This is a genomic window from Cupriavidus sp. CPT47-8839-RL05A (assembly GCF_058792255.1).
In genome coordinates this window covers 38,663-52,259 of sequence record NZ_JBYTEG010000028.1, presented here as the reverse complement: position 1 = coordinate 52,259, position 13,597 = coordinate 38,663, and the positions used below count along the sequence as shown (strand labels likewise).

Annotated in this window: 14 protein-coding genes; 7 read left to right on the top strand and 7 right to left on the bottom strand. The window is 67.9% G+C overall.

The window, feature by feature from the left end; genetic code table 11:
* The first annotated feature begins 140 nt into the window (after window positions 1–140).
* Genes AC3WVS_RS27740 through AC3WVS_RS27715 form a run of 6 tightly spaced genes read left to right on the top strand, consistent with a single transcriptional unit; the run spans window position 141 to window position 5,408 of the window.
* Window positions 141–1,424 carry an amino acid ABC transporter substrate-binding protein gene (locus AC3WVS_RS27740; RefSeq protein WP_492321187.1) on the top strand — a complete coding sequence of 428 codons (1,284 nt, stop codon included), beginning with the start codon at window positions 141–143 and terminating at the stop codon, window positions 1,422–1,424.
* 25 nt (window positions 1,425–1,449) lie between these two features.
* Window positions 1,450–2,346 carry a branched-chain amino acid ABC transporter permease gene (locus tag AC3WVS_RS27735; protein WP_035820609.1) on the top strand — a complete coding sequence of 299 codons (897 nt, stop codon included), beginning with the start codon at window positions 1,450–1,452 and terminating at the stop codon, window positions 2,344–2,346.
* Window positions 2,343–3,359 carry a branched-chain amino acid ABC transporter permease gene (locus AC3WVS_RS27730; protein WP_492321186.1) on the top strand — a complete coding sequence of 339 codons (1,017 nt, stop codon included), beginning with the start codon at window positions 2,343–2,345 and terminating at the stop codon, window positions 3,357–3,359. Before AC3WVS_RS27735 ends, AC3WVS_RS27730 begins: the two co-directional genes overlap by 4 nt.
* Window positions 3,356–4,102 (top strand): ABC transporter ATP-binding protein, encoded by a 747-nt coding sequence (locus tag AC3WVS_RS27725; RefSeq protein WP_492321185.1) that lies wholly within the window; start codon window positions 3,356–3,358, stop codon window positions 4,100–4,102. The genes AC3WVS_RS27730 and AC3WVS_RS27725 overlap by 4 nt, the downstream gene beginning before the upstream one ends.
* Complete coding sequence (locus tag AC3WVS_RS27720; protein ID WP_492321184.1) at window positions 4,099–4,929, top strand: ABC transporter ATP-binding protein; 831 nt, start codon at window positions 4,099–4,101, stop codon at window positions 4,927–4,929. Before AC3WVS_RS27725 ends, AC3WVS_RS27720 begins: the two co-directional genes overlap by 4 nt.
* Before the next feature lie 41 nt (window positions 4,930–4,970).
* Window positions 4,971–5,408 (top strand): universal stress protein, encoded by a 438-nt coding sequence (locus AC3WVS_RS27715; RefSeq protein ID WP_492321183.1) that lies wholly within the window; start codon window positions 4,971–4,973, stop codon window positions 5,406–5,408.
* A gap of 188 nt (window positions 5,409–5,596) precedes the next feature.
* Here AC3WVS_RS27715 and AC3WVS_RS27710 read toward each other — a convergent pair whose 3' ends face one another.
* The 4 genes from AC3WVS_RS27710 to AC3WVS_RS27695 all read right to left on the bottom strand — a co-directional run bounded on the left by AC3WVS_RS27710 (window position 5,597) and on the right by AC3WVS_RS27695 (window position 10,853).
* Complete coding sequence (locus tag AC3WVS_RS27710; RefSeq protein ID WP_492321182.1) at window positions 5,597–6,832, bottom strand: multifunctional CCA addition/repair protein; 1,236 nt, start codon at window positions 6,830–6,832, stop codon at window positions 5,597–5,599.
* A 54-nt stretch (window positions 6,833–6,886) separates the two neighbouring features.
* Window positions 6,887–7,585 carry a glutathione S-transferase family protein gene (locus AC3WVS_RS27705; protein ID WP_492321181.1) on the bottom strand — a complete coding sequence of 233 codons (699 nt, stop codon included), beginning with the start codon at window positions 7,583–7,585 and terminating at the stop codon, window positions 6,887–6,889.
* A 186-nt stretch (window positions 7,586–7,771) separates the two neighbouring features.
* Entirely contained in the window at window positions 7,772–8,794 is a 1,023-nt protein-coding gene (locus AC3WVS_RS27700; RefSeq protein WP_492321180.1) for a complex I NDUFA9 subunit family protein, read from the bottom strand.
* A gap of 106 nt (window positions 8,795–8,900) precedes the next feature.
* Window positions 8,901–10,853: a lytic transglycosylase domain-containing protein gene (locus AC3WVS_RS27695; RefSeq protein ID WP_492321179.1), complete on the bottom strand. Its 1,953-nt coding sequence runs from the start codon at window positions 10,851–10,853 to the stop codon at window positions 8,901–8,903.
* A 105-nt stretch (window positions 10,854–10,958) separates the two neighbouring features.
* On the opposite strand from AC3WVS_RS27695, the gene AC3WVS_RS27690 reads away from it, so the two are divergent.
* Window positions 10,959–11,543, top strand: coding sequence for a 5-formyltetrahydrofolate cyclo-ligase (locus tag AC3WVS_RS27690; protein ID WP_492321178.1), 585 nt, complete (start codon window positions 10,959–10,961; stop codon window positions 11,541–11,543).
* Here AC3WVS_RS27690 and AC3WVS_RS27685 read toward each other — a convergent pair.
* The 3 genes from AC3WVS_RS27685 to metF form a co-directional block, all read right to left on the bottom strand.
* Complete coding sequence (locus tag AC3WVS_RS27685; protein ID WP_492321222.1) at window positions 11,540–12,298, bottom strand: Mut7-C RNAse domain-containing protein; 759 nt, start codon at window positions 12,296–12,298, stop codon at window positions 11,540–11,542. The two genes, AC3WVS_RS27690 and AC3WVS_RS27685, sit on opposite strands and share 4 nt — an antisense overlap.
* A 97-nt stretch (window positions 12,299–12,395) precedes the next feature.
* Window positions 12,396–12,755 carry a TfoX/Sxy family protein gene (locus AC3WVS_RS27680; protein WP_492321177.1) on the bottom strand — a complete coding sequence of 120 codons (360 nt, stop codon included), beginning with the start codon at window positions 12,753–12,755 and terminating at the stop codon, window positions 12,396–12,398.
* Between the two features lie 8 nt (window positions 12,756–12,763).
* Complete coding sequence (gene metF, locus AC3WVS_RS27675; protein ID WP_115711511.1) at window positions 12,764–13,594, bottom strand: methylenetetrahydrofolate reductase [NAD(P)H]; 831 nt, start codon at window positions 13,592–13,594, stop codon at window positions 12,764–12,766.
* Window positions 13,595–13,597 lie beyond the last annotated feature (3 nt).

The following is a 13,597-nucleotide window of genomic DNA, read 5'->3' as shown; positions in this document are numbered from 1 at the left end:
CTACCCGATCCACTCAAGCGCTGGCCTCATTTCATGAATAGGAATCCGCGGGAACACCTCATGGAGTGATGGACCCGTGACATACGGGCACTTCCCCTTTCAGAAACGGGTCCTACGTTGAAGAGAGTGAGGAGGTGATCATGAGAAGCGCATCCACACAACGCTCGCCAGGCGACCGCAGGCCCGCTATCCATTTACGCCATGCCACCGTCTGCGCCCTGGCCGGTCTTGGCCTGGCCGTGTCGGTCCCCGCCGCCGCCAAGGTCGAGGGCGACACCATCATCCTCGGTGCCGCGGTTTCCCTGACCGGCAAGTACTCCACCAATGGCAAGAACACCCAGGACGGCTACAACCTTGCCGTGAAGCGCGTCAACGAGATGGGCGGCGTCAAGGTTGGCGGCAAGGCCTACCAGTTGAAAGTCCTCTACTACGACGACGAATCCACCTCGGCACGCGGCGCGCAGCTGGCCGAGCGGCTGATCAGCCAGGACGGCGTCAAGTTCGTGCTGGGGCCGTACAGTTCCGGGCTCACCAAGGCGATCGCACCAGTGACGGAGAAGTACAAGATTCCGATGGTCGAGGGCAACGGCGCGGACCGCAACCTGTTCACGCAGGGCTACCGCTACATGTTCGCGGTGCTCAACACCTCCGACTACTACCTGCGTTCGGCCGTCCAGCTTGCCGCCGAGGAAGCGCAACGGGCAGGCAAGTCGCCGAAGGACCTCAAGGTGGCCATCGCCATCGAGAACGACAACTTCTCGCAGGACGTGCGCGACGGCGTGGAAGAGGATGCGAAACGCCTCGGCATGAAGGTGGTGATCGACGACAAGCTGCCGCCCGAGCTGAACGACATGTCGGCCACGCTGGCCAAGGTGAAGGCGCTCAAGCCGGACATCCTGGTGGTATCCGGGCATGAGAAGGGCGCGGTGCTGGCGGTGCGGCAGGTGGCGGAGATGCGCATCGATGTGCCGATGCTGGCGCTGACCCACTGCGACTCCGCGCAGATCATCGAGAAGTTCGGCAAGAGCGCCGAATTCGCGGTGTGCGGCTCGCAATGGGACCGCACGCTCAGCTACAAGGACCGCTGGTTCGGCACGGCCGACCAGTACGCGCAGCGCTTCGAGAAGGAGTACCACTACGAGGCGCCATACCAGGCGGCCGAGTCCACCGCCGCGGTGCTGGCCTTCGTCGACGCCTTCGAGCGCGCCGCCTCGTTCGATACGGAGAAGGTCCGCGATGCCCTGGCAAAAACCGACCTGATGACGTTCTACGGCCCGCTCAGGTTCGACCAGAGCGGCAAGAACATCGCCAAGTCGATGGTGCTGTACCAGGTACAGGACGGCAAGTTCAAGGTGGTCGCGCCGGGCAAGTGGGCGTCGTCGAAGGTCATCTATCCGGCTCCTGCCTGGGCGCGGCGCAAATAGAGGGCTGCCGCGCGGCCTGACGCAGATGACCAATCTCGCGGTCCTGTTCCAGAGTCCTGAGCTGAACCTGCAGCTCGTAGTGGATGGCCTGCTGGCCGGCGCGATCTTTGCGCTGGCCGCCTACGGCATGGCGCTGGTATGGGGCGTGATGAACCTCATCAACGTGGCCCAGGGCGAGCTGGTGATGCTGGGCGGCTATATCGTGATCTGGCTGGTTGGCAAGGGCGTGCCCGCAATGCTGGCCGTGCCGGTTGCCGCAGCGGTGATGTATTGCGTGGGCTGGGGACTCTATCGCATCGTCATCTTCCGGCTGGTCGAGCGCGATCTCTTTGTCTCGGTGCTGGCCACCTTCGGACTGAGCATCGTGCTGCAGCAGCTCGCCAACCTTGCTTTCGGCGCCAACGTGCGCACGCTCGATGCGGGGCTGGGCAGCCTGTTGCTGCCGGTCGGACTGGTGGTGCCGAAGATCAAGCTGGCGGCGTTCGCCGCAGCCCTGGCGCTGGGCGCCGGCCTGATGCTGTTCCTCAGGCATTCGCGCCGCGGCCAGGCGATCCGGGCGACCGCCCAGAACGCGCGCGCTGCCCGTGTGCTGGGGGTGGACGCCGATCGCATCTACGCCTCGACCTTCGCCCTCAATGCCGCCATCTGCGGCGCGGCGGGTGGGCTGGTGGCAATGACCTGGATCATCCACCCCTACCTGGGCCTGCCCTATACCGTGCGCGCCTTCATGATCGTGGTGGTGGCCGGGCTGGGCAGCATGCTGCCGGTGCTCGGTGCGGGAGGCGGGCTGGGCATCGCCGAGAACTATGCCGGCTTCCTGCTCGGCACCGAATACCAGACCGCCTTCCTCTACGCGCTGCTGGTGGTGATCCTGGTAAGCCGCAACCTGATGCTGCGCCGGCGGCGCGGCTACCTGCGATGAAGCTGCACCTGCGCGGCGCGCGCCGGTCCGCATCGGATGTTCCCCCCACCTCCCCGGTGGCCTGGCTGGCGCTGCTCGCGGGCAGCCTGGGCGCGCTGATCGCGCCGTGGCTGTTCGCCGGCATCACCACGCAACTGACCTTTCTCTGGCTGATGGTGCTGTTCGCGCTGACGTGGGACGTCATGGGCGGGCAGATGGGCTACAACTCCTTCGGCAATATCGTGTTCTTCGGCGTTGGCGCCTATGTCTGCGCGGTGGTGCAGCGCGACTTCGGGCTGGGCTACTTCGCCGGCCTCGCGGCGGGTACCGGCCTGGCGGCGCTGGTGGCCGTGGCCGCGGCGCTGGCGCTGGGCCCGGCCATGCTGGGCTTGCGCGGCCATTACTTCGCCATCGGCACGCTGGGCCTGGGCATCGCCTGCGCCGATGGCGCCGCCGGCTGGGACTTCATCGGCGCGGGATCGGGCATGACGCTGCCGCTGTTCCCGGGCGCGGCCGGCAGCCGCGAGCCGTTCTTCTACTACGCGATGCTGGTGCTGGCCGTGGTGACCCTGCTGTCGCTGCGCTGGCTCTATGCGCGGCCATTCGGCCTCGCGCTCAATGCCATCCGCGACGACGAGGACAAGGCCGAGGCGCTCGGCCTGCACACCACGCGCTACAAGATCCTGGCCTGGTGCGTGTGCGCCGTCTTCCTCGGCATGGCGGGCGCCCTGACGGGCAACCTGGTGGGCTTCATCGATCCGCGCGAGCTGGCCTTTGCCGGCGCCACCTTCGGCGTGTGGATGGTGGTGATGGCAATCCTGGGCGGCAAGGGCACGCTGTGGGGGCCGGTGATCGGCGCCGCGCTGTTCCACCTGACCCAGGAGCTGTTCTGGACTTACCTGCTGAACTGGCAGCGCGTTGCGCTCGGCGTGCTGATCGTGCTGATCGTGGTGCTGTTCCCGACCGGCATCATGGGCTGGCTGCGCGATTACAGCGCAAACCGCCGCCCCATGACGGGGAGTGCCGCGCCATGACCGACCTGCTTGCGGTGCGCGGCGTCACCAAGCGCTTCGGCGGCGTTGTCGCCAACCATGACATCTCCGTGCAGGTGCCGCACGGCAGCATCGTGGGCCTGATCGGGCCGAACGGTTCGGGCAAGACGACCCTCTTCAATTCGATCGTCGGCTACCACCCGATCGACGGCGGATCGATCGCGTTCGACGGCCGCGAGATTTCGCGGCTGCGCGTTCCCGAGATCGCCCGCCTGGGCCTGGTGCGCACCTTCCAGCAGACGCGGGTGTTCGGCAAGATGAGCTGCCTGCAGAACCTGCTGGTCAGCGTGCCCCATATGCATGAAGGACTCGCCGCGATGTGCACGCGGCAGGCACCAGCAGTGACGGAGCGGGCCCGGCAGACCCTGCGCATGGCCGGGCTGCAGGACCACGCGGACCAGCGCGGCGCCGACCTGTCGTTCGGGCAGCAGAAGCTGCTCGAGATCTGCATGGCCCTGATGAACGAACCCAGGCTGCTGCTGCTCGATGAGCCGACCGCCGGCGTGAACCCGGTGATGATCGACAGCCTGATCGCACTGCTCACGGACATCAACGCGCGGCTCGGCATCACCCTGCTGGTGATCGAACACAATATGCGGGTGATGATGCAGCTGGCCGGCCACATCTATTGCCTGGCGCATGGCGAGGTGCTGGCGCAGGGATCGCCGGCGCAGATCACCACCAACCGCGCGGTGATCGAGGCCTACCTGGGAGGACAGCCATGAGCAGCGCGCACACCGCCCGGCCGGTTGTCCACGCGCCTGCCGCCGCGCTCGCCGCAGCGCTCTCGCGCCCCCGGCCAACGATCGAGCAACTCGAGCAACTGGCCGGCGGCACGCCGATGGTCGCGGTGGACAACCTGGTCGCCGGCTATGGCGGCATGGAGATCGTGCACGGCTTCAGCCTGCGCGTGGCGCGCGGCGGTTCGCTGTGCCTGATCGGCCCGAACGGCGCGGGCAAGTCCACCGTGCTGCGCGCCATCTACGGCCTGGCCCGGGTCATGTCGGGGACCGTCACCGTGGCCGGCGCGCCGGTCACCCACCTGCGTGCCGAGCGGAAGCTGCGGCAGGCAGGCGTGGCCTATGTGCTGCAGGAGGGTTCGATCTTCCCTGACATGACGGTCGAAGAAAACCTGCTGATGGGCGGGTACCTGATGCCGCACCCGCGCGATGCCAGGGTTGCGGCCGAGCGCATCTTCCAACGCCATGGCGCGCTCGCGCAACGGCGCGGCCAGCGCGCCAGCGTGCTCTCCGGCGGCGAGCGCAGGCTGCTCGAAATCTCGCGCGCGCTGATGATGGACCCCGCCGTGCTGCTGGTGGATGAGCCCTCGATCGGGCTGGAGCCGCGCTATGTCGATCTGGTGTTCGAACACCTGCGCCAGCTGCAGCAGGACGAGGGCAAGACCATCCTCCTGGTCGAGCAGAACGCCCGCAAGGGGCTCGCTTTCGCCGACCTCGGCTATGTCCTGGTGGCCGGCCAGCTGGCCATGGCCGGAACGGGTGGCGAACTGGGCCGGGATCCGGAGGTCGGCAGGTTGTTTCTTGGCGCCTGAGCCACCGCTGCGGCGCGGTGACGCCGTACAAGGAGATCCAAATGTTCAAGCATCTGCTCGTAGCGGTCGACGGCTCGGACCTGTCCGATACGGCCTACCGCAAGGCCATCGCGCTGGCCAGCTCGATACAGGCCCGCCTTACCGCGATCCAGGTCGTTGCGCACTATGACGTGATGCGCCTGCAGACCGCCATGCTCCAGGAAACCCGGCAACGCTTCATGCAGGAAGCCTACCGGCAGGCCGAGGCCTACCTGGCGACGATCGTGCAGGAGGCCGCCGCGGCCGGCGTGCCCTGCGAAACCGCCTGCCCCACCGGCGACCACATCTTCCAGGCCATCGTCGACGAGGCCGAGGCGAGGAAGTGCGACCTGATCGTGATGGCCTCGCACGGGCGGCGCGGGGTGCAGGCGCTGGTGATCGGCAGCGAGACGCAGAAGGTGCTCACGCACACGAAGATCCCGGTGCTGGTCTACCGCTAGTGTCCTGTTCCGCGAATACCTTGCCATGAAATCGCCCAGTTGGCCGCCATGCGTCGTTGCTCGTCGTTGCCATAGCTACGGCTATGGCGCCTCCTCGCGCCTAGCCTGACAGCCAACTGGACGATTTCACTTTGGCAAGTTATCTGCGCAACAGGACCTAGCGCGCCGGTGCGCCCGGTGCGCTGCGCTCAACCGCCGATGCGCGCCGCCACCGCCGCCACGCGCGCCGCTTGGACACGGTCGCGGATCTGGCCGACGTCATCGCCGCAGGCACGCGCGATCGCGCCGGCGTCGACCGCCGCCGCCGCTTCCAGCGCCGCCAGCAGGCGCGCCGCCTGCGGGTAGGCGCTCGACTCGAAGCCCTTGCGCCCGCGCAGGTCGGCCTCGCAGGCCTGCAGCGCCTCGGCGAAGCGTGCCGGCTTGCGCAGCGCATCGCAGCGCTCGAGCAGGCGCATCACCGCTGCGGCGCTGAACTCGAGCGAGCGGTGGATATTGCCGTGCTCGCGCGCCACCACCAGCGCCAGGTCGCGGCACTCATTGGGTACGCGCAGGCGCACGCAGACGTCTTCGAGCAGCTGCGCGCTGCGCGTTTCGTGACCGATATGGCGCGGCAGCACGTCCGCGGGCGTGGTGCCCTTGCCCAGGTCATGCACCAGCGCGGCAAAGCGCACCGTGAGCGGCGCGCCCATGGCGGCGGCCTGGTCGATCACCATCATCACGTGCACGCCGGTATCGACTTCCGGATGGTAATCGGCGCGCTGGGGCACGCCCCACAGGCGCTCCAGCTCGGGCAGCAGCCGCGCCAGCGCGCCGCATTCGCGCAGCACCTCGAACATGCGCGACGGCTTCGCTTCCATCAGCCCGCGCGCCAGCTCCTGCCAGACGCGCTCGGGCACCAGCGCGTCGACCTCGCCGGCGGCGACCATCTCGCGCATCAGCCGCATGGTCTCGGCGGCAACGCCGAATTCATGGAAGCGCGCGGCAAAGCGGGCCACGCGCAGGATGCGCACCGGGTCTTCGGCAAAAGCGTCGGAGACATGGCGGAACAGGCGCGCGGCCAGGTCACGCTGGCCGCCGTGCGGATCGATGACCGGGCCGGTCAGGTTACCGTCGGCATCGACCGCGCGCGCCATCGCGTTGATGGTGAGGTCGCGCCGCACCAGGTCGTCTTCCAGCGTGACATCGGGCTCGCAATAAAAGGCAAAGCCCTTGTAGCCCATCGCCGTCTTGCGTTCGGTGCGGGCCAGCGCGTATTCCTCTTTGGTGCGCGGATGCAGGAACACCGGGAAGTCCTTGCCGACCGGCTTGTAGCCGGCAGCTTCCATCTGCGCCGGGGTCGCGCCCACTACCACGTAGTCGCGATCCTGGCTGGGCTTGCCCAGCAATTCGTCGCGGATCGCGCCGCCGACGGCATACACCTGCATCGTTCTGGCCTCGTCATGTGCCGGCGCCCGGACCTGGCCCGCCGGCGGTATTGCTCAGTGGTTGATGATTATCGCATCGGGACGATCCGGGGCCAGCCGGTAAGGTTCGTCGTCGGCCAGGAAGTCGCGCTCCTCGCGTGCGCCTGCAATCCATTGCTGCATTGCCGGCAGCGCCAGCATGAAGTCGGCGTAGGCCTTGGCGTCCTCGGCGTCATCGGGCAGGTGGATGCCGTAGGTGGCAAAGCGGCTCACCACCGGCGCAAAGAACGCGTCGGCGACGGTGAACTCGCCGAACAGGAACGGCCCGTTCGCACCGTGCTGCTGGCGCAGCCCTTCCCAGATCGCGGCGATGCGCTCCACGTCGCGCTGCACCGCCACGTTCCAGCCGCGCCCGGGCAGCACCGCGGTCACGTTCATCGGCAACTGGCTGCGCAGGTTGCCGAAGCCCGAATGCATCTCGGCGCAGACGGCGCGCGCCACCGCGCGCTGGGCGCGGTCGGCCGGCCACAGGTTCTTTTCCGGGAAGCGCTCGGCCAGGTATTCGCAGATCGCCAGCGAATCCCACACCGTGACCTCGCCATCGACCAGCGCCGGCACCTTGCCCGCGGGCGAGTAGCGCGCGATCTCGGCGGCGAAGCTGCCGGTGAACAGGCGCACCTGCACTTCTTCGAAATCAATGCCGGCCTGGCGCAGCAACAGCCATGGGCGCAGCGACCAGGAGGAATAGTTCTTGTTGCCGATGACGAGCTTCATCGTGGGTCCTTGGGGGAGGAAACGGAGGGAGACGGCGCAGGCGCGGCGCCTGCGGGCCTGCAGGACGGCATGGCGGCCGCGCGCCGGACTGGTCATTCTGCCAGTGCTGCCGCCCGCGTCAAAGTGAATTGCGCTAGCAACCGATATGAAATCCGGTCACATAGGGCGCACCGGGACGCCGGCGCGTCAGCGGTGCACGCTGGCCCGCATATGCGTCATCGCGGTATCGCGGTTGCGCCCCGCCAGCGCGTCGGTCATGACCGACTCCAGGCTGGCCGGATGCAGGTTCAGTTCGGGTGCGACCGGGTGCTCCAGCACATTGTCGAGCTGCATCGAGTCGAGGTTGTCGCGCGACAGCATCGGTTCGCCCGGCATATGCTCCATGATGCTGGCCTGCACCCGTGCCAGCGCATCGGGCAGCGCGATCACCGGGCGCGGATGCCCGGAAGCGCGGCCGGCAAAGCGCACCAGCTCTTCCAGGGTATAGACCTGCGGGCCGCCCAGCTCATAGCCGTGGCCGATGGTGGCCGGGTTCACCATGGCATTCAGGTAGGCCTGCACCACATCCTGCACGAATACCGGCTGGAAGCGCGCATGCGCGCACGCCAGCGGCACCACCGGGGCCATCTGCTGCATGTGGGCGAACAGGTTCAGGAAATGGTCGTCGGGGCCAAACACCACCGAGGGCCGGAAGATGGTCCAGTCCAGCCCGCTGGCGCGCACCACGCGCTCGCCGTCGCCCTTGCTGCGCAGGTACATCGATGGCCCGTTGCTGTCCGCGCCCAGCGCGCTCATATGCAACAGCCGGCGCACGCCGGTGGACAGGCACGATGCCGCGATCTGCCGCACCATCTCCACATGCGCGCTGGCAAAGGCTTCGCCGTAGGGGTCGGCGCGCTCGCCGTGCAGCACGCCCACCAGGTTGACGACGATGCCATCCACGCCCAGCGAGCCGATGGCATCGTCCAGCGCGGCATTGTCGGCCAGGCCCAGCTCCACCACCTCCACGCGCGGCAGCAGCAGCAGGTGCTGCGCATGCTCGATATTGCGCGTGCCGACCACGATGCGGTCGGGGGCGATGGGCGAATCGGGGTTGGCGCCAGGCTCAAGCGGCGCGCCCGAGGCCGAGGCAGCCCCGGCCAGGCGCGAGACGAGGTGGCTGCCGATAAAGCCGGCGCCACCGATAACGAGGACGTTGCTGGTCTGCATGATGCCTCCGTGCCAAGAAAACTGCACGCCGCGGCACCCTGCGCCAGCCCGGGCCCGCCGGATCGTCCCGGCAGGGGCCGTCCTGCCCGCCCCCGCAGGGGTGACTTCAGGGCAGGCTGGTGGTAGTCACCGCCGACGGCGCGACCATGCCCAGGCGCGATTTCAGCGACTGCGGACGGCCACTCATCAATGCAGCATAGTACGTGGCGTTGGAAAGCACATTCTTCACATAGCCGCGCGTTTCATTGAACGGAATGGTCTCTGCAAAGATCGCGCCTTCCACCGGCCGCGCCAGTGTGCTGCGCCAGGCCTTGGGCCGGCCCGGGCCGGCGTTGTACGCAGCCGAAGCCAGCGTCCACGAACTGTCCAGGTCGGTCAGCACCATGTTCAGGTAATTGGTGCCAAGCAGGATGTTGATATTGGGATCGCCCATCATCGACGGCGAAAAGTCGTTCATGCCGATCTTGCGCGCGACGTACTTGGCCGTGGCCGGCATTACCTGCATCAGGCCATGTGCGCCCGCCGACGAGCGCGCATTCATGATGAAGCGCGATTCCTGGCGGATCAGGCCGTAAACCCACGCCATGTCCAGGCCGACATCGTCGGTGGCGCGCTGCATGATGTCGCGATACGGCATCAGGAAGCGCAGCGTGAAATCATGTTCGTTGCGGGTCCGGTCGGCGGAGTTGACGGTGCGGTCCAGCAGCTCCAGGCGGCGCGCATACTCGGCCGCGGCCAGCAGTTCGCGGTCGCTCATATTGCGCAGTTCCCAGTTCCACTCGCGGTTGCCTTCGAAGCGCAGGTTCATGTTGTAGAACTTCTGCGCCCGCTGAAAACCGGGGCGCGAACGCATGGCCATGGCCTCGGCGTCGCTGACGGTGGTGCGCGCCGGCAGCGTGATGCGGTTGCCCAGCTCTTCGCTGGCCAGCTGGCCGTAGAAGTTGAACTGGCCGGCGATCTGCTGGAAGTTCTGCTGGGCCTCGGTGTCGCGGCCGTCGGCCTTGAGCGCGCGGCCATACCAGTAGATCCAGGCCGGGTCCTTGGCGCGCAGTTCGGGGCGCATCAGCTCCACCGCCTGGCGCACCTGTTTCCAGTCGCCCTGGCGCAGCGCGGCGCGCACGCGCCACTCCTGGGTGTCGTCGGAGAGCCACTGGTTGCCGCCCAGGTCCATCTGGCGGCGGTAGTAGCCGGCCGCGTCGGGCAGCAGCTTCTTGGCCGCGAACTGGCCGATCACGCCCCAGGCCGCGCCTTGCTCGTCGCGCGACAGCGCGCCCTGGGCCGTGCCGAGGTAGGCGGCAGCCTGCGACGGGTCGTTGCGCGCCATCTTGACGATGGTGGCGAGCGTATCGCCATCCGCGCGCGCGTCGGGCACCAGCGCGAGGATCTTGCCGGCCAGCGTGACATAGTTCTGCTCCAGCGCCAGCCGCGCCTGGTAGGCGACGTCGCTGCGCTGGATCTGCTGGCTTTGCGCCAGGTAGCCGATCAGGTCGACACAGCCTTCGCCGTAGTACCTGGGGTCGCTCAGCACATTGCGCGCATCGGCGGCCACGTTCTGGCCCTTGAGCGCGCGCGACAGCAGCGCATAGCACTCGACCTGGGTATCGTCCTTGAGCGCGAACTGCGGGTATTCGACATCGAAATTGGCCCAGTCGCGCTTCTTGCCCAGCACCAGCAGCCAGTCATTGCGCATGCGGTCGGCAATGGCGTCGCCCTTGTAGCGCTGCAGGAACACGCGCACCTGGTCGTCGGGCGCATCGATGCGCGCCAGGCCGCTGGCGTCGAACAATTGCGGCTTGATGCGGAAGTACTCGACATAGGAGGGGACCGGGTAGTCCACCAGCGTGGCCGAGATCGCGTAGGCACGCTCCACATCGTTCTTGCGCGCGGCTTCGCGCAGCGCGGTGAAGGCCTCGTCGGGATCGCTCGGGATCACCGCCGCCTGCGGGCGCGACACCGCCTGCGGGCGCTTCTGCGCATGGACGGGCGTGACAAGCAGTGCACATGCCAGCGCGATCCAGGCGGCCCGGCCGGCACGCTGCAGATATACTCCCTTCAGCATTCTTTGCTTCCTTGTCGATGACGGCGGCGCCGGCGCCTGCAACCTTGTGCCCAGCCGCGGTTCCGCCGTTCGTGTTGGTTCGGACGAGGGGCATTATCCCACGCCATGTCATCCACTCCTGCCACGACCGCACCCAACCCCGCCGCCGAAGACCGTCGCGCACTGCGCACGCAGTTGCTGGCGCAGCGCGCCGCCCTGCCCGCACGCGCCGAAGCCGACGCGCGCATCGCCGCCGCGCTGTCCGGATTGCTGGCCGGCCTGGCCGCGCGCTGCCTCGGTTTCTACTGGCCGATCCAGCAGGAGTTCGACGCGCGCGACGCGGTCGGCATCTGGCTAGCCGCCATGCCTGGCCGCAGCGCCGCGCTGCCGTCGGTCAGCCGCCCGGGCGCGCCGCTGGATTTCCACCTGTGGACACCGGACACGCCCATGGCCACCGGCCACTACGGCATCCCGGTGCCGGACGGCACTGAGGCCGTGACGCCCGATGCCCTGCTCATTCCCTGTGTCGGATTCAGCCCGGACAAGTTCCGCCTGGGCTACGGCGGCGGCTTCTACGACCGCACGCTGGCGGCCATGGCGCAGCGGCCGGTGGCGATCGGCATTGGCTACGAAAACTGCCGGGCACCGTTGCAGGCGCAGCCGCATGACATCGCCATGGACTGGATCGTCACGGAATCCGGCGCGTTCTAACCTTGCTCGGCCTCGTCGCGCCGCACCAGCTCGTCCACCAGCGCACGCATGCAGCGCCAGTGCGAGCCCTCCCAGAACACGCGCCGGCACTGGTCGCAGGTGACAAAGCTGCGATGGCGCTCCAGCACCCCTTGCGGCACGCGCCCGGCCGCGCCCGCCGCATCCAGCGCGCGCAGCGGCGCATTGCAGTCCAGGCATAGCGAAAACGGCCGTGCGCTGCGCGCCAGGTCCAGCCGCGCAAAGATTTCCCGCACCTGCAGTTGCGACTTGATCGCGCGCACATAGCAGCCGTGGGTGATGCCGCGGCGCTTGAGCAGCTCGCGGTCGCGCGTCAGCACGACGCGGCCCTGGTCGACGGCGATGCGCTCGATCTCGCTGTCTTCGAAATGGTTGTCGTAGAGGGTGTCGAAGCCGGTCATGCGCAGCAGGTGCGCCAGGCCGCCCAGGTGCGCGTCGGCGACAAAGCGCATCACCCGCAGCGGCTGCTCGCGTACCCGCAGCAGCGGGGACACGTCGAGCCGTTCGAACTTGGGATAGACCGAGACCCGGTCGCCATCGCACAGCGGCCGCTCGAACCCGGACGATTCGCCATTGACCAGGATCAGCTCGACTTCGGTATGCGGCACGCCCAGCGCCTCGATCATGTGCTTGACCGTGGCGGCGCGCGCGCAGGCGCAGGACAGGTCACGCCGGCGCTGGTCCGGCGCGAGGAAGTCGTTCAGTTCCTCGTAGAAGCGGAAGGTGGCGGTGACCATGGTGCCGAGTATGGCACCGATCGCAGGCATCGTGGGAGCACCACAAGCGCCCGCAGCAGGCTCCCCTCTCCCGCACGCGGGAGAGGGAAGCAAACACTCAGCCCGCGTTCCCCAGCCGCAGCGCCGCCTCCACCGCCAGCTTCGCCCAGGGCGTCATCGCGCCGGGCGATTCCAGCGCCGCCGGCGGCAGGCTCAGGTAGTGGCGCATGGTGACCTCGCGCTTTGCCGACTGGTAGCGGAAGGGCTCGCTGCCCTCGGCCTCGAACTTGCCGCGCGTGGCGTCATCCGCCTTCAGGTAGCAGGTGCCTCCCGACACCAGCGCAAACATCAGCCCGTCATAGAACAGGCCATGGCCGCCAAACATGCGCTTGGCCGCAATGGGACCGATGCGCGCCGCCAGCGGCCCCATCAGCTCGAGCAGATGTTCGATGAAGGGATCGGGGCGGCGCGTGGCCATGGCGGGCTTTACAGCTTCAGGCGCTGCCAGATCGCCTTGGTGGCGCCGGCGGCATTGAGCGTGTAGAAGTGCAGGCCCGGCACGCCCGCGGCGAGCAGGCGCTCGCACAGCGCGGTGACCACGTCCAGGCCGAAGGCGCGGATCGATTCGCGGTCGTCGCCGAAGCTCTCCAGCCGCTTGGCCACCCAGCGCGGCACTTCGGCGCCGCACATCTCGGAGAAGCGCATCAGCTGCGAGTAGTTGGTGATCGGCATGATGCCCGGCACGATCGGCACCTCCACGCCCTGCGCCCGCACATCGTCGACAAAGCGGAAGTAGGCGTCGGCGTTGTAGAAGTACTGCGTGATGGCGGAGTCGGCGCCGGCCTTGACCTTGCGCACGAAGTTGTCCAGATCGTGGCGCGGGGACTTGGCCTGAGGGTGGTACTCGGGGTAGGCCGCGACCTCGATGTTGAACCAGTCGCCGGTCTCGGCGCGGATGAACTCGACCAGTTCGTTGGCGTAGCGGAACTCGCCGATCTCGCCCATGCCCGAGGGCATGTCGCCGCGCAGGGCGACGATATGGCGGATGCCGCCCTCGCGGTACTGCTGCAGGATCGCGCGGATGCTCTCGCGCGACGAGCCCACGCACGACAGGTGCGGCGCGGCCTCGATGCCTTCGCGCTGGATTTCCAGCACCGCGTCCAGCGTGCCCTGCTGCGTGGTGCCGCCGGCGCCGAACGTCACCGAGATGTACTTGGGCTTGAGCGGGGCCAGCTGCGCACGCGTGTTGCGCAGTTTCTCCGTGCCCTCCGCCGTCTTGGGCGGGAAGAATTCAAAGCTGAAGTAGCGGTCTTGCATAAT

What these genes read in the sequence shown, in the direction of transcription:
- metF (WP_115711511.1), bottom strand. Translation starts at nt 13,594, where the DNA reads ATGCAAGACCGCTACTTCAGCTTTGAATTCTTCCCGCCCAAGACGGCG.
- AC3WVS_RS27700 (WP_492321180.1), bottom strand. Translation starts at nt 8,794, where the DNA reads ATGCAGACCAGCAACGTCCTCGTTATCGGTGGCGCCGGCTTTATCGGC.
- AC3WVS_RS27725 (WP_492321185.1), top strand. Translation starts at nt 3,356, where the DNA reads ATGACCGACCTGCTTGCGGTGCGCGGCGTCACCAAGCGCTTCGGCGGC.
- AC3WVS_RS27685 (WP_492321222.1), bottom strand. Translation starts at nt 12,298, where the DNA reads ATGGTCACCGCCACCTTCCGCTTCTACGAGGAACTGAACGACTTCCTC.
- AC3WVS_RS27730 (WP_492321186.1), top strand. Translation starts at nt 2,343, where the DNA reads ATGAAGCTGCACCTGCGCGGCGCGCGCCGGTCCGCATCGGATGTTCCC.
- AC3WVS_RS27695 (WP_492321179.1), bottom strand. Translation starts at nt 10,853, where the DNA reads ATGCTGAAGGGAGTATATCTGCAGCGTGCCGGCCGGGCCGCCTGGATC.
- AC3WVS_RS27720 (WP_492321184.1), top strand. Translation starts at nt 4,099, where the DNA reads ATGAGCAGCGCGCACACCGCCCGGCCGGTTGTCCACGCGCCTGCCGCC.
- AC3WVS_RS27680 (WP_492321177.1), bottom strand. Translation starts at nt 12,755, where the DNA reads ATGGCCACGCGCCGCCCCGATCCCTTCATCGAACATCTGCTCGAGCTG.
- AC3WVS_RS27705 (WP_492321181.1), bottom strand. Translation starts at nt 7,585, where the DNA reads ATGAAGCTCGTCATCGGCAACAAGAACTATTCCTCCTGGTCGCTGCGC.
- AC3WVS_RS27715 (WP_492321183.1), top strand. Translation starts at nt 4,971, where the DNA reads ATGTTCAAGCATCTGCTCGTAGCGGTCGACGGCTCGGACCTGTCCGAT.
- AC3WVS_RS27735 (WP_035820609.1), top strand. Translation starts at nt 1,450, where the DNA reads ATGACCAATCTCGCGGTCCTGTTCCAGAGTCCTGAGCTGAACCTGCAG.
- AC3WVS_RS27740 (WP_492321187.1), top strand. Translation starts at nt 141, where the DNA reads ATGAGAAGCGCATCCACACAACGCTCGCCAGGCGACCGCAGGCCCGCT.
- AC3WVS_RS27690 (WP_492321178.1), top strand. Translation starts at nt 10,959, where the DNA reads ATGTCATCCACTCCTGCCACGACCGCACCCAACCCCGCCGCCGAAGAC.
- AC3WVS_RS27710 (WP_492321182.1), bottom strand. Translation starts at nt 6,832, where the DNA reads ATGCAGGTGTATGCCGTCGGCGGCGCGATCCGCGACGAATTGCTGGGC.